The following is a 21,493-nucleotide window of genomic DNA, read 5'->3' on the forward strand; positions in this document are numbered from 1 at the left end:
GCAGGCTTCGCCAGCTGCTACAAGGGTTTTGCCGTGAGGGTTGCGTTCAGGTATTCAAGTCTTCGGGCGGTTCAAATCGATCCAGCGCCCGGTTCACCGCCAGCTCCCCCAGCATGATGACTTGCGCGATGCCGAGCAGGGAGTTGCGGCTCGGTCCTTCCAGATGATCGGCCAGGTCGATGGCCATGACATTGGCCGAGGCCAGCGATTCGCAGGCGTGAGCCAGGAGGGTTTCGACGTCCAGCTCGGGGTTGACGATGAACATGGTGGGGAGTGTGCGTGGGGTGGCTTTGATGTCGGCGAATGAGGCGTGGTTGAGGGTTGGGCCGGTGTCTGGCGGATTGGGTGTTGGTTTGATCATGTTCGTGCTCCGGTCTTGGAGCCGTCACCAAATCGCTGCTAAACGAAGGGTGGCAGCTATGCGCAGGTTAGCAGACCGGGGAGACACGAAACCGGCGCGCCCTGAGGCGCCCTGCACATAGCCACCATGAAATGCAGGTACAAAATCACCTGACTGCATGAACCGCTAAATGCACTTCGTATCACCACGGGCTGCTAAACCCGATCACTGGAAATCAGTGACGCGAATCAAGTTACCGAGGGTGCCCAAGGCGCACAAGCCGGCGGATTCTGGCGTAGTCGTAGGTCGTTACGCAAGCTGGCGTAGCTTTCAGGACGTATCCTTAAACGCAATTAAACACGCACTTAAAACACTCATTTTCACCCAGACCGAACCACCCCTTTTTCCCGCCACCGACCCGCTCTATGTAGCAGCTGGCGAAGCCTGCGTCCGACTGCGCAGCAGTCGTAAAACCTGAGCACGCGGCTCACCTGAAACACCGCGTTGTCTGGTTTGGCGACTGCTTCGCACTCGAACGCAGGCTTCGCCAGCTGCTACATAGAGCGATGTCGCCGTGCGGCGATTAGGCGTGCGGCGGTTCAGCGGTTCAGCGGTTCAGCGGTTCAGCGGCATTGAATCATGGATCGGGGTGGATTCAGCAGGCCGCAGCCGCATGCTCCAATCGGTGAAACAGCCGATTGAAATACACCAGGCTATCCCCTTCCCCACGCATGCCGACCTTCGACAATTCCACAAACATCACTGAATGCGACCCCACTTCCTTGCACTCGCTGATCCGCCCTTCCAGCTGCACCAGCGCATCTCGCAGCACCGGCACACCCGTTTCACCGCCGTCCCACAAATCCCAGGTAAACCGCTCCTCCATCGACACTTTAGTCATCCCGGCAAAGTGCCGGGCCAGCTCTTCCTGCTCGCCGCACAGGACGTTGATGCACAGGCGCCCGTTCGCGCGAAATACATCGTGGGTCGCGCTGCCACGGTTCACGCACACCAACACGGTCGGCGGCGAATCGGTCACCGAGCACACCGCGCTGGCGGTGATGCCGCAGCGTCCGCCGGGGCCGTTGGTGGTGATGATGTTCACCGCGGCAGGCAACTGCGCCATGGCGTTGCGAAAGTCGATTTGCTGCTGGCTCAGGTCGGCCATGTCGATGCCCCTTCCTTCAGGAGGACCGCCCGTTCGCGGCCCGTAGGTGATGGAACAAGACTAAAGCCCGACGGCGTGCACAACTATCCTGACGATCCCCATGACGAGGTTGGCTTTCCGCTAGTCGACTAGGTGGTTTCTTTATCGTCACAGCCCTTCGCAGTGGGTATTCTGCAGACTGGCTCCGATGAGAGCTGATGTCCGCCGCAGCGTGCTCGCGTGCGAAAACAATAATTAGAAATTCTCGTGGCAGTCCCTGATGGAAAACCGCAAACCGATTGTTTACATCGTTGATGACGACAAAGACCTGCGCACCTCACTGGCGTGGTTGCTGGAGTCGGTGAGCGTGCAGGCGCAATGCTTTGCCGGCGCTGAAGAGTTCCTCAGCCAATACGATCCCAAACAGCCCGCGTGCCTCGTGCTGGACGTGCGCATGCCCGAGACCAGCGGCTTCCTACTGCAGGAAATCCTCAACCAGCGCGGCAGCACCTTGCCGACCATCTTCGTGTCCGCCCATGGCGATATTCCGATGTCGGTGACCGCCATGAAGAACGGCGCGCTGGACTTCGTTGAAAAACCCTATAACCCGCAGCAGATGATCGACCGCATCCAGGCCGCGTTGAAGGTCGCCGTGCATGCCCAGGCCGATCAGCAGCAGCGCCAGCACATGCAAGGCAAGCTGGCGCTGCTGACCAGCCGGGAACGCGAAGTATTGATGCTGGTGGTGGATGGCAAGGCCAGCAAAGTCATCGCCCGGGAACTGAACATCAGCGTGAAAACCGTTGATGTACACCGGACCAAAATCAAGGAAAAAATGGGCGTGACCAGCATCGCCATGCTGGTGAGAGAAGTGCTGCATCTGCCGGCTGATGAGCCTGTGCGGCACTAAGTGATTGGCGGCGATCATGACGCCGCCATCGCCAGCAAGCCCGCTCCCACAAGGGATGGGGACGTCACAAGATTAGTGTTCACCCCATCCCAATGTGGGAGCGGGCTTGCTCGCGATGAGGCCATCACATCCAAAATCAATGCCGCCTGACACTCCGCCATCGCCAGCAGGCTAGCGCCTACAGAGGATGTGTGGTCAGTTCTGGCTATACCGCTTGCGATACACGCCGGGTGACACGCCAAAGCGTGACTTGAACGCTGAAGAGAAGTAGCTGGAATCAGAAAAACCCCAGGCGTAACACAGCGCCGACAGCTTCTGTTCATCGCGGGAGCGGCGCAGGTTTTCCGCGCAGAAATCCAGGCGGCGGTGCTTGATGTATTGCGCCACCACCAGGCCGCGCTTGGAGAACATCCGGTACAAACCGCGCACCGATATTCCCACCTCGCGCGCGATCAGTTCGGGGCACAGTTCTTCGGTGCTGATGTGTTCGTCGATGTAAGCGATGATCTTGCGGAACTGCCGTTCATGGGCGTCCCCGCCAATGTCGTGGGCACTGATCCCCGGTAACAACAGGCTGACCAGCGCATCGAGGACCGCCTCGCTTTCCTGCATGTCCAGGCCTTCCTGCTGCCGGGTTTCCAGTACCAGTTTGTTGGCCATCGCCGCCAGCGGTGTGCTGGCCGAGATACGGGTGGCGCAGTTGAGCGCTTTGAGGTGCGAGCTACGCTCGACCACCTGGCGTGGCAGGATCAATGACAACTGCCGGGAGTCGTCGTTGTAGGTCATGTCGCTCGGGCGGCAGGCATCGATCAGGGCGATGTCGCCACACCCCAGCTGAGCGCGGTTGCCGCCCTGCTCCAGCTGCGAACTGCCGCGCATCTGGAACACCGCGTAGTAATGACCATCGCTGCTGACACTGACGTCCTTGCTGGTGCGATACAGGTGCACGTGCGCCATATCGACGACACTGAGGTTGATCGCACCACTGCGAAACTCCGCCAGTTCACCGTAGAAATCCGTGTCCAGCGCGCGGGCATCGAAGCGCCCACACGCCTGGTTGACCTGGCTTAACCAATGTTCGAACGCCTCGTTGCGAACCGCCGAAGAAGTCATCATCACTGCAAAGCCTCACGCGTATTTATTGTTATTTTTCGACCGCTTCGTCGAGCGGTTCGGCAAATAGTCGTACCTGGCTGTCTCCTCCCTCGACGGCCGCCGGAGCGCTATTCTTCCGGCTCAGGCTTACGCTTGCCAGTGTTCAATGCAATTACAGGTCCAATACCAGACGAGCGGAAACAGCGCGGGAAACACAGGCGCATATCTGCTTGTTGGAGGCCTTTTCCTTGTTCGACAGACAGTTGTCGCGGTGCTCCGGTACGCCGTCCAGCACCTCGACGATGCACGTGCCACAGATACCCTCGCGACACTCGGTATCGATGTCGCAGCCGTGGGCCTGCAGCACATCGACCAGACTGGTGTTGGCGGGCACCTGAAGCACCACGCCGGAACTGGACAGTTCGACTTCAAAACCGCCGCTGGGGCCGGCATTGGCGGCCGGATCGGCGGCAAAGTGTTCGAGGTGAATGGCGTCATCGCCGCGGCTGCGAGCCGCCACTTCCACCACTTTGTTCATGAACGGCGCCGGACCGCAGGTGTAGACATGGGCGGCGCTGCCCGCCTGGTTCAGGCACTCACTTAACGCGGCGTCCAGATCAGCGGGCTCGATGCCGTAGTGAAACTGCACGTGGTTGGCGAACGTGGTGGCCAACAGATCAGTAAAAGCGGCGTACTCCGGCGAACGAGCAAAGTAGTGCAGGCGATACGGCTGACCGCTTTCTGTCAATCGATAGGCCATGCTCAACAGTGGCGTGACACCGATCCCGGCCGCGAACAGCACGTGCTCGGTGGCACTCGGGTCGAGATGAAACAGGCTGCGCGGCGAGCCCATTTCCAGCTCCATGCCTTCCTGCACATTTTCGTGCAGCGCCAGCGAACCGCCTCGCGATTGTGCCTCTTTCTTGACCGCCACCAGGTACGCACGGCGATCCTGTGGCGGGCTGCACAGCGAATACTGACGCGTGACCCCGGTCGGTCCGGTCAGGTCGACATGGGCACCCGGTTCATAAGTGTCGAGCGGCTGGCCGTCACTGCGCACGAGGCGAAAGGAACGGATATCCAGCGCTTCGTCGACGATCCTTTCGATCTTCACCTTCATCATTGAGTCACCTGAAATACGGTTGTTTTTGTGAATGAAAAACCTGCTAACCACTACGGCCTTGCTAACCCCCACGGTCCCTGTAGCAGCTGCCGAGCCTGCGAGGCTGCGTCCGGCTGCGAAGCAGTCGTAAAACCAGACAATGCGATTTTTCATAAAGACTGTGCAAACCGGGTTGCGACTGCTTCGCAGCCGGACGCAGCCTCGCAGGCTCGGCAGCTGCTACAGGGTTCGTGGGGCGGTCAACATTAATGTTCAGCGCATGAACAACCCGCCATTGATGTCCCAGCACGCGCCCGTGACAGAGGTAGCGTTATCGGCGATCAACAGCAACACGCCGTCGGCGATGAACCCAGGGTCACCGAGGGTGCCTGCCGGGATCATTTTCAGAATCTGTTCCAGACGCTCAGGCGCCACGCTTTCACGCACCACCGGCAAATCCAGCGGACCCGGCGAGAGGCTGTTGACCGTCACGCCGTGTGCCGCCAGTTCACGGGCAAACACCTTGGTCAGCGTCGCAACACCGCCCTTGGCCGCCGCGTAATGCGCGCCGGTGGCGGTGCCGCCGTTCTGCCCGGCCAGCGAGGCGATGTTGACGATGCGCCCAAACCCACGCTCGGCAAAATGCGCGCCGAACACCTGGCACGCCACGAAAGTGCCGCGCAGGTTGATCGCCATCGACTCATCGAACTCTTCGGGCGTGATGTCCATCAGCGCCGCCACCTTCGATACGCCGGCGTTGTTCACCAGGATGTCCGTACCGCCCCAACGCTCGGTGAGCAGGTCACGCGCCCGGACGAAATCGGCCTTGTTGCGCACATCCAGTTCGATGGCGACGGCACTCGCGCCGCTGCTATCCAGTTCGGCAGCCAGACGCCGCACGCCGTCGAGGCGCACATCGGCCAGACCGACGCGATAACCTGCCGCGTGCAGACGCCGGGCGATGCACTCGCCCAGTCCGCGTGAAGCACCCGTTACGAGGGCTACTCGACTCATGATGGTGCCCTCACAGAAGGAAGCCGAGCGCGCTCAGGCTGTCGGTGGAATTGATCAGCCGCACGACTTTGCGTTCCAGGGTCGGCACACCATGGGTGAAGCGGATGCGGTGGTTCAGGTCCGCCACGAACGGCGTGTGCACGCCGCGCTTGTAGGCGTACAGCAGCTGCGCCGAGTTGACCTCGACAAGGTCGCCCGCCGCTTCCACAAGACGGAAGCGCGAGACACTGCGAATGGTTTTCGCCGCGTCCACGGCCGACGGCGAGTAGCCAGCGGTCAGGCGTTCGATGCGCAGGTCACGCATGCGCGCATCGTCGTAGGCGTAGTTGAGGTTCGCCTCGAAGTCTTCGGTCTCCGGGTCGATCGGCACGATGTACAGGCCGCTCTCGCTCCACAAGGTCGCCCACTCGGCGTAGTGCTTGCGGTCAAGCAGTTCGGCTTCGCGCCAGATGAATTCGATGGCCTGGGCCAGCGGGCCGGAAAAACCGTTCAGGGTGTCGTGATTGCTCATTGGCTCATCATCCTTTTCCACATGTCGTAGGCACCGCGCATGCCGCCCTCGTCGGTGGCGTGGCTGACCTTGTCGCCATTTTCAGCAGTGATTTCGCGGTTCAGGCCGCGGTTGACCAGGATTGGCGCGTCGACGCCGGCATACGAGCCGCGCTGCACGCGATCCCAGGCTTCGGCATCGTCGGGGCTGCCGAAGCCGAACGGGCCCTGGAAGTGTTCGTGAATGCGCATGCGCTCGCGGTTGGCGATTTCCGGGCCGCCGTCCATGCCGAGGGCCACGTGACGGATCTCGGTTTCAGTGACCGACACCGGACGCAGCACGCGGAAGAACGACATCGACATCGCCACGTTCGGGAACAGGTTCAGGTTGAAACCCGCGCCGTGCAGCGAACGCACGATGCGCCGCACCTGATCCGCCGGCATGGTCTTCGACAGTTCTTCGGTGACGTGGGCGAAGCGCTCCTGCAACTGTTCGGTACCGTCGTCGTGATCCAGATCGACGTGCTCCGGCACCATCACCATCACGCTGTGACCGTTGCCCAGAGAATGGGTCACCGCTTGTTCATCGGTCATGAACGAGAGCATTTCCGAGGTTTCTTCATCCACCGACGACATGAACGACTTGTGCACGATCGGGAAGTGGTAACCGTCGGTGGTGTTTTCCAGCTGGATCTTCCAGTTGCCCTTGAAGCTGAACTTGTGTTCGCCCTGGGTCTTGATCGGGTAACCGGCGCCCTGCTTCATGAACAGGTCCATCCAGTGTTTGGCACCGCCCAGGAAGTCTTCCAGCGGTTCGATCTCGTCGTTGTAGCTGGCGAACACCATGCCGGCGTAGCTTTCCACGCGCAGGCTGGTCAGTGGCAGCTCGGACTTTTCCAGAATGCCTTCATAGCCATCCGGATACGGCAGCGCACGCAGCTTGCCGTCCAGGCCATAGGACCAGCTGTGGTACGGGCAAGTGAAACCGGTGGCATTGCCTTTGTGCTTTTCGCACACGGTGGCGCCACGGTGGCGGCAACGGTTTTCCAGCACATTGATGGTGTTCTTCTTGTCGCGTACCACAATCACCGGACGACGGCCGATGGTCGCGGTCTTGAAGTCGCCGCTGTTACGCACTTCGCTTTCGTGGGCAACCCACACCCAGGTGCGGTAGAAAATCTTCTCCAGCTCGGCCTCGAACAGCGCGGGATCGTTGTACAGCGAGACGTCGACGCGGTCATGCTGGACCAGGTCATCCGGGCTTTTCGACGAGGCGATCAGCCGATATTCATGAGTGCTCATGTGGTTCTCCTCATGGCTTGTTTTTATGATTTTTGGGAGGCTGGACGTTCGCCGGCCATGCTTTGTTGCAGCTGCGCACCGAAGGCGCAGACCTGTTCGTCCTGGCCTTTTCGTCCGACGATTTGCAGGCCGACTTTCAACCCGCCGCCATCGAGTTCCACCGGCACCGTCAGCGCCGGATGGCCACTGAGGTTGAAAGGTCGAACCAGCGGGGTCATGCCGGCCACGGCTTTGCTCGCGCTGCGGGCTTCGATCAGCGTGGGAGGCAGGCTTGGCATCGTCGGCAACAGCAACACTTCAAATTGCTCCAGCGCGGCATCCACCTGGTGGCTGAAGCGCGTACGAACCTGTTCGGCTGCAGCCAGGTCGGCAGCGCTGGTGCGGCTGGCGGCCAACAGGCGCATCTCGACATCCGCCCCGATCAGGCCCTGGCCGGTGAGGTGGCCGAACGCGGCCCAGTTTTCAACATTGATCACCGTCAAGCCGGCGGCAAACGCTGCTTCGAATTCACTCAATTGCAGGCTGCTGCGGCGCCAGCCGGCACGGTCGGCGGCTGCGACGAGGCACGCTCGCACCTGCGCATCGCAGGCCACGTCGAGAAAGCCCACCGAGGCGTTGCTCGACGGCAAACCCTGAGCCTGGAAACCAGGGCAAATCACCTCCATTGCCGCGATCAGGTCATCCATGCTGGCCGCAAAAGGCCCTACGCAATCGAGGCTGGAGGCGGCCGGATGTGCACCCACGCGGCTGACGCGGCCGTAGGTCGGTTTCAGCCCGGCAATGCCGCAGCACGCCGCTGGCACCCGCACCGAACCGCCGGTGTCGGTGCCGATGGCGATGTCCGCCAACCCCGCGGCAACAGCGGCAGCCGAACCGCTGGACGAACCGCCTGGCACCCGGTCCGGCGCTTGCGGATTGATCGGTGTGCCGGTCAAGTCGTTGATGCCGGTGACGCCAAACGCCAGTTCGTGCAGGTTGGTCTTGCCGACGATTTGCCAACCCGCCGCGAGGATCGCATCGACCACCTCAGCGTTGCGCAGGGCCGGCAACGCGTGGGCAAAGGCCCGGCTGCCGGATTGGGTGGCGTGGCCGGCAATGTCGATGGAATCCTTGATGGCGACGCGCTTGCCGCTGCCACCGAGGAGGAATTCGCTGATAAAGATGCTCATGCGCCCAGCTCCGTATTGAACAGGCGTTGCGTGCGGAAATGCGCAATCAGCCAGACACCGTCGACGCGACGAAAATCGATGTTCAAGCGCGTGCCGAACAACTCGTTGCGACCATCGGCATAGGTGGAGATCTGCTGCATGATCCACTGCCCTTGCGCCCCGCTGCCGTCAACCACAATCGACTCGCTGGTGAGGTAATGCAGGTTCAGCCGGAAGTGATCCGACGGTGGCAGGTACCCCCCGACAAACGCGGCCACGGCGTCGCGCCCCCGGTGTTGGCCGAAGGTCTGTGCAGTCTGGCTGCCGACGCCTTCCCAGATCGCGTCAACGGCGAACAATTGCGCCAGTTCATGAACCTGGGTCTCGGCCCTCGGCACATCGCACAGGTCCATATAACGCGCCATCAACCGGCGCACCTGGCTTTCCCCTTCGAGCGTCTCGAGACGCTGCAGCAAGGCCTCGTTCATGGCTCAGACCCGGGCTGCTTCAGGGATGGTCAATGGGCGACCGATACGCGCTTCAACCTTGGCATAGCGCCACAGGCTGTACTCGTTCACCGGCGTGGTGCGGAACAGGTTGCAGGCGTCGATCACCGTTTGGTGGCAGTCGACGTCGGCCATGATGTAGACGGTCCAGGGCGACGTCGTGGACGGACCCACCATCAGGCGGTCATCGTCCATGGCGCCGAGCACGGTGATGCCCGGCATGGCGCCGAGATCGCCCATCATCTGGCTGAAGCCCTTCCACACGCTCAGGCCTTCGCCGGTGGGCAGGTCAAAAAAGTTCTGGGTGATGCCGATGCAAAAAACGACGCGCAACGGTTCTTGGGTGGTCTGGGACATGGGTGTTTATCCTTGAATGGAAAATTCAGATGTAACCAGGGAACGGTGGTACGCCGAGGAACACCGAGCCGGCGCCGTCGTACAGGCCTTCGCTGAGAAAGGCGTGTTGGGTGACCACCATCGAATCGCGCAGGTAGCGCTGAAGTGGATGGCGCAGGTAAATGGCGGTGGTGCCGGCCAGGCTGTAAGCGCTTTGCACCACTTGCGCACCGGCCTGGGACACGTGAATCGCAGACAGGCGCAACAGGCTGGTCTGTTCAGGCGTGACCGGGTTGCCGGCGACGATCGAGTTCCACACCTGTTCGGTGGCGCCGTAGAAAAAGCTGCGTGCGGCAGCCAGTTGCGCTTCGGCCTTGGCGATTTCGATGCGCACATAAGCGCGGTCCGACAATTTCGGCGCGCCGGTGATGCCGCTGCCGCCCGCCATGCGGCTGATTTCGTCCAGCGCCGCACGGGCCAGGCCGAGGTTGACCACTGCCAGCACTTGCGCGGCATAGGCAATAGAGGGGTAGCGGAACAGCGGTTCGTCGATGGTTGCGGCACCGCCACGGATGAAGGTCCAGCGTTCATCGACGCGTTTATCACTGACGCGCAGGTCGTGACTGCCGGTGCCTTTGAGGCCGACCACCTCCCAGTTTTCGACGATCTCGACCTGCTCCGGGCGGAATACGGCGGTGCGAGGCTTGCCGCCAGCGGCACCGATGCCAACACCCAGCAGGTCAGCGCCTTTGCAACCGCTGGCGAATTTCCAGGTGCCGTTGACCTGCCAGCCGCCTTCGGCGGTCTCGGCCGGTTGCAACGGAAACAACCCGCCGGCGAATACCAGGTCAGGGCTTTCTGCGTAGAGTTCCGCCAGGGTTTCCCGCGGCAAAGCGGCGAGGTAGACACCGGCGCTGCCGAAGCTGGCCACCCAGCCCGCCGAACCGTCGGCTTCGGAGATGCGTTCGATCATCTTAAGGAAAAGCGCCGGCGCCAACGCGTCGCCACCGAAGCATTTGGGCGTCGCCGCACGGTAGATGCCGACCTGCTTGAAGCGCTCGATCATATCCCGTGGCACATGGGAGCCGGCGTCGAATTCATCCCGACGCTGGCGCACTTCCTCCAGCACCTTGGCAAAGGCGTGGCTGTCGACGACATTCTCGTCAATGCCGATCAGAGCGTCTTGTTGCGCAACCGCTGAACGCAGCATGGGCTTTCTCCGTTTTGCTTATTGTTGGTGGGGCCACGCCGCACCTCCGTCTTGCACCGAGGTGTGTGATGCCTTGCATTGAGGCTCAGTGTAAAAACCACCTTGGGCCGCCACTATTGGTGCGTGTCACCCCCCGGCTAAAGAAATCCCCTAGCCCTCCCCCGATAACCTCTGAGCGCATCCCCACACGCAAGCCGGTATAAAAAGCCATACTTCCACGTTCACCCGTAGTGGAACCTTCCGCCTCCAAGGGCCGCGCGATGTACCTGCCAAAACCGAATGATTTCTACACCCTCATTGAAGCCATGCCGCTGTGCATCATTCTTCACGATGCCCACAACAAGGAGATTCTGTGGGCGAACACCGCTGCCTTGAACGCGCTGGGTTTCACCCTCGAAGAACTGACGCCGCTCAAAGCGCCGGACATGACCCGTGATGCGCCCAAGTACCGGCGCTCGGTGGGCTTACGCTGGCTGGAAGGCGCCGCACGCACCGGCCAGCGCGCCATTGAATGGTGTTATCGGTCCAAGCAAGGGGTGGAGATTCTTTCCGAGGCGGTCGCCACCCTGGTCCATCTGGACGGGCGCGATGTGTTGATGGTGCAGTTCCGCGACATTTCCAGGGAAGACAAGGTCAAGCGTGATCTCAAGCGCTTCGAAAGCCGGCTCAAGGCGTTCATGCAGGACCTGGCCGAAGGCGTTGCCGTGCTCGGTCCGCAGGGTGATATCCGTTTTATCAGCGACTCCGGCGCGCACCTGCTCAAGGGCGAAGAGCGCCAGTTGATCGGCAAGAACTTCCTCGACTGGTGTGACGATGCCTCGCATCAACGCCTGCTCGCGCAACTGGCCAGCGAAACGCCGGAGCACGCGCCGTTCAGCGTGCATTACCACGTGCAACGGCGCGACGGTGAATGGCGCTGGCATGAGGCAACGTGCCGTTTTATCGAGATTGAAGACGATCTGGTGGGCCACCTGCTGCTGTTTCGCGACGTCACCGAACAGGTACGCGCTGAAGAGGCCCGGCGGGTGAGCGAGCAAAAACTCGAGTACCTGGCCCGCTATAACGCCATGGGTGAAATGGCCGTGGCCATCGCCCACGAACTGAGTCAGCCACTGGCGGCAACCCGCAATTTCATCGAGGGCGCGGTGATTCGGCTGGGCAAGGATCAATCCGGCGACCAGGGCGTGGCCTGGGGTTTGCAAAACGCCGTCAGGCAGATCGAGCATGCGTCGCTGATCATCAAAAGCGTGCGCGATTACGTGGTGAAACTGGAGCAAAGCGAAGAGCGGATCGACCTCAATGGACTGTTATGCGAGACCCGCTACTTCATCAGCTTGCGGGCGGACCCGAGTGCCGTCCGGGTGGAGATTGTCACCAGCGACAGGCCGCTGTGGGTGAGTTGCGAGAAAGTGTTGATCGGCCAGGTGATATTGAACCTGGCGTTCAATGCGATTGAAGAAATGAGCGACCTGCCCGTCGAGCGCCGCCTGCTGCGCATCCAGGCCAGCCAGGGTAATGACGTAGCATTGGTGCGCATCGAAGACAGCGGCCGGGGCATCCAGGCCGAGGCGCAGGAAAAGCTGTTCGACGGGTTTTTCTCGTCCAAGGTCAGTGGCAATGGCATTGGATTGGCGCTGTGCAAAAACATCATCGGGCGCCACCGCGGCGACATCTGGGCACAGAACCTGACACCTTGCGGAGCGGTATTCACCTTCTCCCTTCCCCTCGCCGCTCCCTGACGTCCCGCACCGCCCCCCCTTTCACCCTGCACTGCCCATGTGGCGAGCTCGCGAAGCCGGTGCAATTTCGGCTCGGCGAAAGGCGGCCCTGAAGACTGGCACAGACACACAACCACTTGGCAGCCACAGCAATTCTCCCGTTTCCCCGGCAGGGCAGAATCGAACTGCAAAAATCTGCCTCTGCACCCGCGATTCGCGTGAACAATAATTCAGGGAGTTCCCCCTAATGCGAGCCACCAGGATCACCGTACAGTCAGCGCTGAGTATCAGCCTGCTCGTACTCGGTTTGAACAATGCCAGCGCGGATTTGCCCGCTGACACGATCGGCCAGACTGTGTTGCCATTTCCGCCGCAAGCCCACCGGGCCTTTGTCGTCGATGTCGAATTCGAAAGTTTCGTGGTCGGCCGTGTCACCGTGGTCGACCCCGACAAAAAACGCATCCTTGGCATGGTCCCGACCGGTTTTGCGGCGCCCTCGACGCTCAGCCACGATCAGAAAACCCTCTACAGCGCCGACATCTTCTACTCCCGTGGCACCCGTGGAACACGGACCGACGTGCTGACCGCCTGGGACAGCTCGACCCTCGCGCCGGCCTGGGAACTGTTGATTCCGACCAAGCGAGCCGAGTCGTTGACCCAGCGTTACGGGCTGAAGACCAGCAGCGATGACCGCTTCGTCTACGTCTACAACTTCACCCCATCGACCTCGGTCACCGTGGTCGACACCCAGGCCAAGGCTGTGACCTCGGAGATCGCCATTCCCGGTTGCGTTCTCAACTACCCGGTTGGTAACCGCCGCTTCGCCTCGTTGTGCGGCGACGGCAGTTTGCAGGTGGTCACGTTGAATGATCAGGGCCTGGAAACCGCGCGCAGCCGCACGCCGTTCTTCGACCCCAATGCGGAGAAGCTGGTAGAGCGCGCCGTCAACGTCGGCGACACCTACTACTTCACCACCACGACCGGCACCGTCCGCCCGGTGGATTTCGCCGGCGACGCGCCGAAGATCCTGCCGTCCTGGTCGCTGACCAACGATGAAGAAAAGAAAGCCGGCTGGGCGCCGGGTGGCTGGCAGTTGATGGCAGTCGCTCCAAAACTCAACCGCTTGTACGTGCTGATGCACGACGCCCATGAACCGATGAAGTGGGAAGACCCCAGCCCGCTGATCTGGGTCTTCGATCTGAACACCCGGAAAAAAGTGGCGACCCTGCAAGCCCCGGTTCCGGTGTGGAGCATGCAGGCGACCGGCGACGACAAACCGCTGTTGCTCGGTGCCGACGTTGAAGGCGGCTTGCAGATCTTCGACCTCACATCCAACACGCTCACTGGCAGCATGCCGAAAGTCGCGAAGACGGCGACTCAGGTCATGAGCTACTAACGAGGTTCGGCCATGCACATCGATCCGATCTTCATCATTGCCAGCGCACTCGCCATCGCGGTGTTGCTGGCCAGCGCCGCGACCCACAAGTTGCGTGCGCCGGCACGCTTTGCCAAACAGCTGGCGGACTATCAGCTGTTGCCCGAGGCGCTGGTGCGTCCGAGCGCACGGGTGATTCCGGCGGTTGAACTGGCAATCGCCTTCGCGCTGCTGGTGCCGGTCAGCCGGTCATGGGCGGCGTTGACGGCCGCCAGCCTGATCGCGCTGTACGCCGCCGCTATCGGCATCAACCTGTGGCGCGGTCGTCGCGACATCGACTGCGGCTGTGCCGGCCCGGACCAGGCGCAACCGTTGCGCCCTGTCCTGCTGCTGCGTAACAGCGTGCTGGTCGGCCTTGCGTTGCTTGCCAGCGTGGCGCCGATTGTCCGCGACCTGAACGTTTTCGACGGCTTTGTGACCCTCTTCGCCAGCGCCGTCGCACTGCTGATATACGCCGCAGCCGATGGCTTGCTGGCGAACTCCCCTCTTCTGCACAAACTGATTGGTAGGTGATCAATGGAAGGCTTAATCGTTTCCAACGCGTTGCTCTGGATTTTGTTGTTGGCCCTGGCATTCGCCGTGATGGGTCTGGTGCGTCAGATTGGCGTACTGCACGGCCGTATCGCCCCGGCAGGCGCTCTGATGGTCGACAAAGGCGTGGCCGTCAACGAGCCTGCGCCGCAAGTCACGGCCTCCGACCGTAACGGGCGCCCGGTGAACTTCGGTTACGCCGGTGAAAAATCTCAGTTGCTGTTCTTCCTCTCGCCGACCTGCCCGATCTGCAAGTCGCTGTTGCCGGCCATCAAATCCATCGCGAAGGAACAGGCTGATCGTCTCGACGTGGTGTTCATCAGTGACGGCGACATGGAGGCCCAGCAAGCACTGATCCGCGAACACAAACTGGACGACGTCACCTACGTGGTCGGGCCGGAAGTGGGTATGACCTACCAGATCGGCAAGCTGCCGTACGCCGCGCTGATCGACAAGGCCGGCACCCTGCGCGCCAAGGGCCTGGTCAATTCCCGGGAACATCTGGACAGCCTGTTCGAAGTCGAGCATCTGAAAAGCGCCACGCTGCAGGACTACCTGAACAGCCAGCCGCATCCCCATGCGCATGACCACAGCCACGGCCATAGCCACTGATAAGGCAGGGAGACTGTTATGAGATTGCTGGATCTGTTGTTTGAACGCTCGTCGCGCCGCGTCGCTGACACCACGTCACGTCGCAAACTGCTGGCGCGCATGGGCTCGCTGATGGTCGCCGGGGCTGCGCTGCCTCTGCTGTTGCCGCTGGATCGCACCAGCAAGGCCCTGGCCGCCGATAACCCGAAAGCCGGCGATCCCGGTGATCCGAATAGCTGCGACTACTGGCGCTACTGCTCCATCGACGGCTTTCTGTGCAGCTGCTGCGGTGGTTCGGTGACGTCGTGCCCGCCGGGCACTGAAGCGTCGCAAGTCACCTGGATCGGCACCTGCCGCAACCCGGCGGATGGCAAGGACTACATCATTTCGTACAACGACTGCTGCGGTAAACAAAGCTGCGCCCAATGCGCCTGCACCCGTAACGACAGTGAAGAACCGGCTTACCGCCCGTTCAACAACAACGATGTGAACTGGTGCCTGGCCGCCAAATCGCACATCTATCACTGCACCGTTTCGATCATCCGCGGCGTCGCTGTTTAGGGCGCGCGGCCGTCGATTGCTTCCCCAATCGACGGCACTGATGGACAGAGTCTCCTGTAGTAGCTGGCGAACCTGTGGAGAGAGGATTCATCCCCGTAGCACCTGCAGAACCCTGTGGAGAGAGGATTTATCCCCGTAGCACCTGCAGAACCCTGTGGAGAGAGGATTTATCCCCGTAGCACCTGCAGAACCCTGTGGCGAGGGGATTTATCCCCGTTGGGTCGCGCAGCGGCCCCCTAATCTTCACGACTGCTGCGCAGCCGAACGGGGATAAATCCCCTCGCCACAGTGCAGCCGGACGCAGGCTTCGCCAGCTGCTACATAAAGCGAGGTTAATTGCAGAGGTGTTTTTCATGCGTAGTTTGCTGTTTCTTAGTCTCGTTTGCGTCATGACCGCGCCGCAGGCCTACGCCCGCGCCATTCCCAACCCGGCGCAACGCCACGCACCGGGCAACGAAGAAGCGCAAAAACCCATCGCCGACGCCGGTTACAGCGTCGGTGTGAATTACCAGCTGCAATGCGCCGGGTGTCACCTGGGCAACGGCATGGGTTCCCCGGCCAATGACACGCCACGGATGACCGGGTTCGTCGGCAATTTCCTGAAAGTACCGGGCGGTCGCGAATTCCTCGTGCGCGTGCCGGGTATGTCACAGTCCGCGCTGAACAATGCCCAGCTGGCGGATTTGCTCAACTGGCTGATGCGCAAAGACGGCATGGCCGGCAAAAGCCTGCCCGACGACTACCAGCCCTACAGCGCTGAAGAAGTCACGCAGCTGCGCGCAAAAACCATGCTCAACCTGCCCGGCACCCGTGCCGAGCTGATCAGGGCGATGCGCGCACAAGGCATTGCGATTGAAGACGGGATGAACAACTGAGGCCAAAGCTTCGCCACTGGCCTGAAGGGATGGCAGAAAAAGTCTCGGCGCCGTTCTGCAAAGACAGAACCTGCGCCGAGTTGATCAACACCATTGAGTGAACGTTACTTGGGTTGCGCCACAGTGCGCAGATACGGTTTCACCGTCTTGAAGCCGTCCGGGTATTTCTTTTTCGCGTCCTCATCCGAGACCGACGTCGGAATGATCACGTCATCGCCCGGACGCCAGTTCACCGGGGTTGCCACGGTGTGTTTGGCGTTCAGTTGAATGGCGTCGAGCAGGCGGACCACTTCGTCGAAGTTGCGCCCGGCACTCATTGGATACACCAGCATTGCCTTGATTTTCTTGTCCGGACCGATGATGAACACCGAGCGTACCGTGGCGTTATCGACGGCAGTCCGGGTGCCACCACTGGCATTGGGATGGATCATGTCGTAGAGCTTGGCGACCACCAGGTTCTCGTCGCCGATCATGGGGTAGTTCACCGCATGCCCCTGGGTTTCCTCGATGTCCTTGGCCCAACTCTGGTGGTTGCCGACCGGGTCGACGCTGAGACCGACAATTTTGGTGTTGCGCTTGTCGAACTCGGGCTTCAGTCCGGCCATGTAGCCCAGCTCGGTGGTGCACACCGGGGTGAAATCCTTGGGATGGGAAAACAGGATGGCCCATTTGTCGCCGATCCATTCGTGGAAATGCAGGGTGCCTTCGGTGCTCTCGACGGTGAAATCCGGTGCTTCGTCGCCAATACGGATGGTCATGCGCATTCTCCTCGCTGTGAAGGGTTGGGAAACTGTTGGACGAATCAGTATAGGAGACGCATCAAGATACGGCGGTTACCCGGACTACCTCTGAGAGTCCGATCCTCTGGGTGAGCAAAGCTTGCTCCTACAGAATCGGTCCCTTCAAACTGCGCGCCTATTTACGCGCCAGCTTGTAGCGCAGGCAATCGTCGTAAAAACTCTGCTTGATCGCCGCCGGTTTGATGCGTGACGGACTGTCGTAGGTCTGCTCCGTAATGCCCATCGCCAACATACGCATCCACGGCTTGCTGAATTTGTAGGTTTGCAACTTCTGTCGCGCGGCATACAGCGAGACGCCCGCCAGCTTCAATTCCTGGGCCTTGGCAGCCGTCCCCGCGCCCCAGCTGCACATATAACGATCATTCTGCACCAGCGCTCTCGCCTCGCCTTGCGCTGCCATGCCCATCAAACCGCACGACAGTAGCCCAATCATCACATTGCGCATTTAGATTCGATCCTAACAACCTGAAATTTCATTGATTTTGATCAAATGTTGCAGGTTTCGGGGCCAGTAAAATGCCTTACAGTCATATGAGATTACTTCTCGATAGGCGCATTACATTTCTTGCTACATTTAAATTCTTAGCTATAGCTAATAATCCCTAGGTTCTGTAAATGAGAGGCAACGGAATGTCAGTCGCAAAAAAGATGACGGTGGGGCAACTGACAATGTTGACGGCCGTCAACATGTTGGGCTCAGGCATTATTTTGTTGCCAACCAAACTCGCCGAGGTCGGCAGTATTTCAATCCTCTCCTGGCTGATCACAGCCACCGGTTCCCTGGCTCTGGCCTATGCGTTTGCGCGCTGCGGGATGCTGAGTCGCAAGACAGGCGGCATGGGCGGCTATGCCGAGTACACCTTCGGTAAAGCCGGTAACTACCTCACGAACTACACCTACGGCGTCTCGCTGTTGATTGCCAACGTGGCGATCAGTATCACGGCAGTCGGCTACATACAGACGCTGTTCGACATAAAGCTTGATTCGCTGCAAGTAGGCCTGGCGACCATCGCCCTGCTCTGGATCACCACGTTCGCCAACTTCGGCGGCGCGCGGATCACCGGCAGGATCGGTTCGATCACCGTCTGGGGCGTGATTGCGCCTGTGGTACTGGTGTCCACCATCGGCTGGTTCTGGTTCGACAGCAGCGTTTACGCCGCCGGCTGGAACCCGCACAACATGGGGTATCTGGAAGCGGCAGGCGCCTCGGTGGCGATCACCTTGTGGGCGTTCCTGGGCCTTGAATCAGCGTGCGCCAACACCGACGCTGTGGAAAACCCGGAGAAGAACGTACCGATTGCGGTGCTGGGCGGTACGCTCGGTGCGGCGGTGATCTACATCGTGTCCACCAACGTGATTGCCGGCATCGTCAGCAACCCGGAACTCGTCTCCTCCACCGCGCCGTTCGGTCTGGTTTTCGCCAAGATGTTTACCCCGGTTATCGGTGACATCGTGATGGGGGCGATGGTCCTCGCCTGCATCGGTTCGCTGCTGGGCTGGCAGTTCACCATTGCCCAGGTGTTCAAAAGCTCGGCGGACACCGGTTACTTCCTGCCGATCTTCGCCAAGGCCACCAAAACCGGCACGCCGATTGTCGGCATGTTGATCCTGCTGGCGCTGCAGACCGCGATCGGCCTGCTCACCATCAGCCCGGACCTGAGCAAGCAGTTCGACATCCTGGTCAACCTGGCCGTTGTGACCAATCTGGTGCCGTACATCCTGTCCATGGCAGCCCTGATGACGATTCAGAAGGTCTCCAACGTACCGGCAGGCAAGGCGCTGGCGACCAACATCATCGCGTGGGTCGCCACGGCCTACAGCTACCTGGCGCTATACAGTTCCGGCGAGCAGGCACTCATGCTCGGCGGCCTCGCAACCATCTTCGGCTACACCCTGTTCAGCTTCGTCAACAACCGCCTGATCGCACTTGAAGCGCACAACAACAGCGTACCGACGCAAACTGTCAGCGCTCAGCACATCACTGGCGTAGCTGTGCCGGTGAACAATCTGCAAACGGCCACTGTGGAGGTTAGATAATGACGGAATATAAACACTCACTCGGGATGCTCGCGCTGGTGGTGGGTACACCACCGGACAAGCGTACCGTTTTCGGTCGTGCCCTGGACCAGTTGATCCACGACGTGGAACAACGCTCCATCAGCGTGCTGATGTCTGAAAGCCTGAGCGACGCCACGTCGATCCTGCGTTCGGACTCGGCCATCCAGTGCGTCCTGCTGAGCTGGGAAATGGACGAAAGCGAAGGCCACGAGGAGTGCATCAAGCTGCTGACCACCCTGCGCGAGCGCAACACCCGCGTACCGGTCTTCCTGATCAGCGACCGCAGCACCGCGTCGAGCATTCCGCTGGTGGTCATGCAGCACGCCGACGACTTTATCTGGCTGCCAGAAGACACCAGCCGCTTCCTCAGCGGCCGCATCATGGCCGCCATCGAACGCTATCGCCAGGCTGCACTGCCGCCGATGTTCGGCGCGCTGGTCAAGTTCTCCCGGTCCTATGAGTACTCGTGGCACACACCAGGCCATGCCGGTGGTACAGCCTTTCTGAAAAGTACCGCGGGCCGTGCGTTCTACGAATTCTTCGGGGAGAACCTGCTGCGTTCCGACCTGTCGATTTCGGTCGGTGAACTCGGTTCGCTGCTCGATCACAGTGGACCGATCGGCCAGGGCGAGCGTTACGCCGCCAAGGTGTTTGGCGCGCATCGCACCTATTACGTGACCAACGGTTCGTCGATGTCCAACCGCGTGATTCTGATGGCCAGCGTGACGCGCAATCAGATCGCCCTGTGCGACCGTAACTGTCACAAATCCGCCGAGCATGCGATGACCTTGTCGGGTGCGATTCCGACCTACCTGGTTCCGACGCGCAACCGCTACGGCATCATCGGTCCGATCCTGCCGCAAACCCTGAGCGCTGAAGGCGTCAAAGCTGCCATCGCCAACAACCCGCTGGTCAAGGAAGGCATCGACCCGACGCCGGTCCACGCCATCGTCACCAACTCCACCTATGACGGCCTGACCTACAACGTCACCCGCGTCGAAGAACTGCTGGGGGAAAGTGTCGACCGCCTGCATTTCGATGAAGCCTGGTACGGCTATGCGCGGTTCAACCCGCTGTACCGCGAACGCTTCGCCATGCACGGCAACCCGGAGGATCACGACGAATCGCGGCCGACCGTTTTCGCCACGCAATCGACCCACAAACTGCTGGCCGCGCTCTCTCAGGCATCGATGATTCACGTGCGCAATGGCCGCAATCCGATCCCGCACGGGCGCTTTAACGAGTCGTACATGATGCACGCCTCGACCTCGCCCAACTACGCGATCATGGCGTCCTGCGACGTCAGCTCGGCGATGATGGAAGCGCCAAGCGGGCAGATCCTCACCACTGAATCCATCGAAGAAGCCATCAGCTTCCGTCAGGTCATCTCGCGCATGCACCACGAGATGGCGAGCAACGACCAGTGGTTCTTCACCTGCTGGCAGCCACCGACCGTGCAGGTAGGCGCGGCGGCCGTGCCTTTCCATGAAGTCGATCCGGTCTTGCTGAAAACCGAGCCGAACTGCTGGGTCCTGCACCCGAACGACGTGTGGCACGGCTTCGGTGACATCGAAGAAGGCTACTGCATGCTCGACCCGATCAAGGTATCGGTCCTGAGCCCGGGCATGGGCGACGACGGCAACTTGCTCGACTTCGGCATTCCGGCCTGCGTGCTCACCGCTTACCTCGGACGCCAGGGGATCGTGGTCGAGAAGACCACCGACTTCACCATCCTCTTCCTGTTCTCCATCGGCATCACCAAAGGCAAATGGGGCACGCTGGTCAACGCCCTCCTCGACTTCAAGCGCGATTACGATGACAACGTCGAACTCGAGCTGTGCCTGCCGGATCTGTTGGCCGCCAACCAGCAGCGCTACGCGGGCATGGGCCTCAAGGACCTCGCGAACGAAATTTTCGCCGCCATGAAGAAAAACAAGACCACGGCCGCCATGGCCCAGGCCTTCGGCACGCTTCCGCAAGCCGAGTTCAGCCCGGTGGAAGCGTACGAAAAACTGGTCCGCAACGAAGTCGAACTGGTGACCCTCGACCAGGCCGCCGGCCGCATCGCCGCCACCGGTATCGTGCCGTATCCACCTGGCATTCCATTGCTGATGCCCGGTGAAAACGCAGGGCCTGCGGACGGGCCGTTGCTGGCTTATCTGAAGGCACTGGAAAACTTCGACAAATCCTTCCCGGGCTTCACCCATGACACCCACGGGATTGAAGCGGAGGATGGGGTTTATAGCTTGCTGGTGTTGAAGTGAGGTAACGCTTTCCCCCAGTGAACGAGGCCGTCCATCACCGTGTGATGCGACGGCCTTTTTC

General features: G+C 60.8%; 22 protein-coding genes. 9 read left to right on the top strand and 13 right to left on the bottom strand.

Annotated elements, in window-relative coordinates; genetic code table 11:
- Window positions 1-46: 46 nt before the first annotated feature.
- Together H7698_RS27375 and hpaC are read right to left on the bottom strand one after the other, a co-directional pair.
- Window positions 47-361, bottom strand: coding sequence for a DUF6124 family protein (locus H7698_RS27375; protein WP_194693454.1), 315 nt, complete (start codon window positions 359-361; stop codon window positions 47-49).
- Between the two features lie 634 nt (window positions 362-995).
- Window positions 996-1,508, bottom strand: a complete 513-nt coding sequence (hpaC, locus tag H7698_RS27380) for a 4-hydroxyphenylacetate 3-monooxygenase, reductase component (protein ID WP_162440370.1) — start codon at window positions 1,506-1,508, stop codon at window positions 996-998.
- Window positions 1,509-1,767: 259 nt separating this feature from the next.
- Here hpaC and H7698_RS27385 point away from each other — a divergent pair, with 259 nt between their 5' ends.
- The gene (locus H7698_RS27385) at window positions 1,768-2,397 is read left to right on the top strand and encodes a response regulator transcription factor (RefSeq protein WP_194693455.1); all 630 of its coding nucleotides are present in this window, start codon (window positions 1,768-1,770) and stop codon (window positions 2,395-2,397) included.
- A 195-nt stretch (window positions 2,398-2,592) separates the two neighbouring features.
- Here H7698_RS27385 and feaR read toward each other — a convergent pair whose 3' ends face one another.
- The 9 genes from feaR to H7698_RS27430 all read right to left on the bottom strand — a co-directional run bounded on the left by feaR (window position 2,593) and on the right by H7698_RS27430 (window position 10,599).
- Window positions 2,593-3,513 (bottom strand): transcriptional regulator FeaR, encoded by a 921-nt coding sequence (gene feaR / locus H7698_RS27390; protein ID WP_194693456.1) that lies wholly within the window; start codon window positions 3,511-3,513, stop codon window positions 2,593-2,595.
- Between the two features lie 151 nt (window positions 3,514-3,664).
- Window positions 3,665-4,615, bottom strand: a complete 951-nt coding sequence (locus tag H7698_RS27395; RefSeq protein ID WP_194693457.1) for a PDR/VanB family oxidoreductase — start codon at window positions 4,613-4,615, stop codon at window positions 3,665-3,667.
- Between the two features lie 252 nt (window positions 4,616-4,867).
- On the bottom strand, window positions 4,868-5,608 hold the full coding sequence (locus tag H7698_RS27400; RefSeq protein WP_194693458.1) for an SDR family NAD(P)-dependent oxidoreductase: 741 nt from the start codon (window positions 5,606-5,608) through the stop codon (window positions 4,868-4,870).
- A 10-nt stretch (window positions 5,609-5,618) separates the two neighbouring features.
- Window positions 5,619-6,119: an aromatic-ring-hydroxylating dioxygenase subunit beta gene (locus H7698_RS27405; RefSeq protein ID WP_194693459.1), complete on the bottom strand. Its 501-nt coding sequence runs from the start codon at window positions 6,117-6,119 to the stop codon at window positions 5,619-5,621.
- On the bottom strand, window positions 6,116-7,399 hold the full coding sequence (locus H7698_RS27410) for an aromatic ring-hydroxylating oxygenase subunit alpha (RefSeq protein WP_194693460.1): 1,284 nt from the start codon (window positions 7,397-7,399) through the stop codon (window positions 6,116-6,118). Before H7698_RS27410 ends, H7698_RS27405 begins: the two co-directional genes overlap by 4 nt.
- A gap of 23 nt (window positions 7,400-7,422) precedes the next feature.
- A complete protein-coding gene (locus H7698_RS27415; RefSeq protein ID WP_194693461.1) occupies window positions 7,423-8,568 on the bottom strand; it encodes an amidase in 1,146 nt (381 codons plus the stop codon).
- Window positions 8,565-9,035 (bottom strand): nuclear transport factor 2 family protein, encoded by a 471-nt coding sequence (locus tag H7698_RS27420; RefSeq protein WP_194693462.1) that lies wholly within the window; start codon window positions 9,033-9,035, stop codon window positions 8,565-8,567. The genes H7698_RS27415 and H7698_RS27420 overlap by 4 nt, the downstream gene beginning before the upstream one ends.
- Before the next feature lie 3 nt (window positions 9,036-9,038).
- Window positions 9,039-9,410: a hypothetical protein gene (locus H7698_RS27425; RefSeq protein WP_162441144.1), complete on the bottom strand. Its 372-nt coding sequence runs from the start codon at window positions 9,408-9,410 to the stop codon at window positions 9,039-9,041.
- 25 nt (window positions 9,411-9,435) lie between these two features.
- Entirely contained in the window at window positions 9,436-10,599 is a 1,164-nt protein-coding gene (locus tag H7698_RS27430; protein WP_194693463.1) for an acyl-CoA dehydrogenase family protein, read from the bottom strand.
- A gap of 260 nt (window positions 10,600-10,859) precedes the next feature.
- Here H7698_RS27430 and H7698_RS27435 point away from each other — a divergent pair, with 260 nt between their 5' ends.
- The 6 genes from H7698_RS27435 (at window position 10,860) to H7698_RS27460 (ending at window position 16,310) form a co-directional block, all read left to right on the top strand.
- Window positions 10,860-12,338 carry an ATP-binding protein gene (locus tag H7698_RS27435; RefSeq protein ID WP_194693464.1) on the top strand — a complete coding sequence of 493 codons (1,479 nt, stop codon included), beginning with the start codon at window positions 10,860-10,862 and terminating at the stop codon, window positions 12,336-12,338.
- Window positions 12,339-12,564: 226 nt separating this feature from the next.
- A complete protein-coding gene (locus H7698_RS27440; RefSeq protein WP_194693465.1) occupies window positions 12,565-13,713 on the top strand; it encodes an amine dehydrogenase large subunit in 1,149 nt (382 codons plus the stop codon).
- 12 nt (window positions 13,714-13,725) lie between these two features.
- The gene (locus H7698_RS27445; RefSeq protein ID WP_194693466.1) at window positions 13,726-14,265 is read left to right on the top strand and encodes a MauE/DoxX family redox-associated membrane protein; all 540 of its coding nucleotides are present in this window, start codon (window positions 13,726-13,728) and stop codon (window positions 14,263-14,265) included.
- Between the two features lie 3 nt (window positions 14,266-14,268).
- A complete protein-coding gene (gene mauD, locus H7698_RS27450; RefSeq protein ID WP_194693467.1) occupies window positions 14,269-14,895 on the top strand; it encodes a methylamine dehydrogenase accessory protein MauD in 627 nt (208 codons plus the stop codon).
- 18 nt (window positions 14,896-14,913) lie between these two features.
- Entirely contained in the window at window positions 14,914-15,435 is a 522-nt protein-coding gene (locus tag H7698_RS27455; protein WP_194693468.1) for a methylamine dehydrogenase light chain, read from the top strand.
- A gap of 353 nt (window positions 15,436-15,788) precedes the next feature.
- Complete coding sequence (locus H7698_RS27460; protein WP_194693469.1) at window positions 15,789-16,310, top strand: cytochrome C; 522 nt, start codon at window positions 15,789-15,791, stop codon at window positions 16,308-16,310.
- 104 nt (window positions 16,311-16,414) lie between these two features.
- Here H7698_RS27460 and H7698_RS27465 read toward each other — a convergent pair whose 3' ends face one another.
- Together H7698_RS27465 and H7698_RS27470 are read right to left on the bottom strand one after the other, a co-directional pair.
- Entirely contained in the window at window positions 16,415-17,068 is a 654-nt protein-coding gene (locus H7698_RS27465; RefSeq protein ID WP_194693470.1) for a peroxiredoxin, read from the bottom strand.
- Between the two features lie 157 nt (window positions 17,069-17,225).
- The gene (locus H7698_RS27470) at window positions 17,226-17,555 is read right to left on the bottom strand and encodes a hypothetical protein (protein WP_162439529.1); all 330 of its coding nucleotides are present in this window, start codon (window positions 17,553-17,555) and stop codon (window positions 17,226-17,228) included.
- A 185-nt stretch (window positions 17,556-17,740) separates the two neighbouring features.
- Here H7698_RS27470 and potE point away from each other — a divergent pair, with 185 nt between their 5' ends.
- Together potE and H7698_RS27480 are read left to right on the top strand one after the other, a co-directional pair.
- Entirely contained in the window at window positions 17,741-19,147 is a 1,407-nt protein-coding gene (gene potE, locus H7698_RS27475) for a putrescine-ornithine antiporter (protein WP_194693471.1), read from the top strand.
- On the top strand, window positions 19,147-21,432 hold the full coding sequence (locus tag H7698_RS27480) for an Orn/Lys/Arg decarboxylase N-terminal domain-containing protein (protein ID WP_194693472.1): 2,286 nt from the start codon (window positions 19,147-19,149) through the stop codon (window positions 21,430-21,432). Before potE ends, H7698_RS27480 begins: the two co-directional genes overlap by 1 nt.
- Window positions 21,433-21,493: the final 61 nt, after the last annotated feature.

Origin of the sequence: Pseudomonas sp. p50(2008), assembly GCF_015351605.1 — a bacterium.
Lineage (GTDB): Bacteria > Pseudomonadota > Gammaproteobacteria > Pseudomonadales > Pseudomonadaceae > Aquipseudomonas.

Excerpts from the sequence above, each read along its gene's own strand:
- H7698_RS27375 (WP_194693454.1), bottom strand. The coding sequence starts at position 361 with ATGATCAAACCAACACCCAATCCGCCAGACACCGGCCCAACCCTCAAC.
- hpaC (WP_162440370.1), bottom strand. The coding sequence starts at position 1,508 with ATGGCCGACCTGAGCCAGCAGCAAATCGACTTTCGCAACGCCATGGCG.
- H7698_RS27385 (WP_194693455.1), top strand. The coding sequence starts at position 1,768 with ATGGAAAACCGCAAACCGATTGTTTACATCGTTGATGACGACAAAGAC.
- feaR (WP_194693456.1), bottom strand. The coding sequence starts at position 3,513 with ATGATGACTTCTTCGGCGGTTCGCAACGAGGCGTTCGAACATTGGTTA.
- H7698_RS27395 (WP_194693457.1), bottom strand. The coding sequence starts at position 4,615 with ATGATGAAGGTGAAGATCGAAAGGATCGTCGACGAAGCGCTGGATATC.
- H7698_RS27400 (WP_194693458.1), bottom strand. The coding sequence starts at position 5,608 with ATGAGTCGAGTAGCCCTCGTAACGGGTGCTTCACGCGGACTGGGCGAG.
- H7698_RS27405 (WP_194693459.1), bottom strand. The coding sequence starts at position 6,119 with ATGAGCAATCACGACACCCTGAACGGTTTTTCCGGCCCGCTGGCCCAG.
- H7698_RS27410 (WP_194693460.1), bottom strand. The coding sequence starts at position 7,399 with ATGAGCACTCATGAATATCGGCTGATCGCCTCGTCGAAAAGCCCGGAT.
- H7698_RS27415 (WP_194693461.1), bottom strand. The coding sequence starts at position 8,568 with ATGAGCATCTTTATCAGCGAATTCCTCCTCGGTGGCAGCGGCAAGCGC.
- H7698_RS27420 (WP_194693462.1), bottom strand. The coding sequence starts at position 9,035 with ATGAACGAGGCCTTGCTGCAGCGTCTCGAGACGCTCGAAGGGGAAAGC.
- H7698_RS27425 (WP_162441144.1), bottom strand. The coding sequence starts at position 9,410 with ATGTCCCAGACCACCCAAGAACCGTTGCGCGTCGTTTTTTGCATCGGC.
- H7698_RS27430 (WP_194693463.1), bottom strand. The coding sequence starts at position 10,599 with ATGCTGCGTTCAGCGGTTGCGCAACAAGACGCTCTGATCGGCATTGAC.
- H7698_RS27435 (WP_194693464.1), top strand. The coding sequence starts at position 10,860 with ATGTACCTGCCAAAACCGAATGATTTCTACACCCTCATTGAAGCCATG.
- H7698_RS27440 (WP_194693465.1), top strand. The coding sequence starts at position 12,565 with ATGCGAGCCACCAGGATCACCGTACAGTCAGCGCTGAGTATCAGCCTG.
- H7698_RS27445 (WP_194693466.1), top strand. The coding sequence starts at position 13,726 with ATGCACATCGATCCGATCTTCATCATTGCCAGCGCACTCGCCATCGCG.
- mauD (WP_194693467.1), top strand. The coding sequence starts at position 14,269 with ATGGAAGGCTTAATCGTTTCCAACGCGTTGCTCTGGATTTTGTTGTTG.
- H7698_RS27455 (WP_194693468.1), top strand. The coding sequence starts at position 14,914 with ATGAGATTGCTGGATCTGTTGTTTGAACGCTCGTCGCGCCGCGTCGCT.
- H7698_RS27460 (WP_194693469.1), top strand. The coding sequence starts at position 15,789 with ATGCGTAGTTTGCTGTTTCTTAGTCTCGTTTGCGTCATGACCGCGCCG.
- H7698_RS27465 (WP_194693470.1), bottom strand. The coding sequence starts at position 17,068 with ATGACCATCCGTATTGGCGACGAAGCACCGGATTTCACCGTCGAGAGC.
- H7698_RS27470 (WP_162439529.1), bottom strand. The coding sequence starts at position 17,555 with ATGCGCAATGTGATGATTGGGCTACTGTCGTGCGGTTTGATGGGCATG.
- potE (WP_194693471.1), top strand. The coding sequence starts at position 17,741 with ATGTCAGTCGCAAAAAAGATGACGGTGGGGCAACTGACAATGTTGACG.
- H7698_RS27480 (WP_194693472.1), top strand. The coding sequence starts at position 19,147 with ATGACGGAATATAAACACTCACTCGGGATGCTCGCGCTGGTGGTGGGT.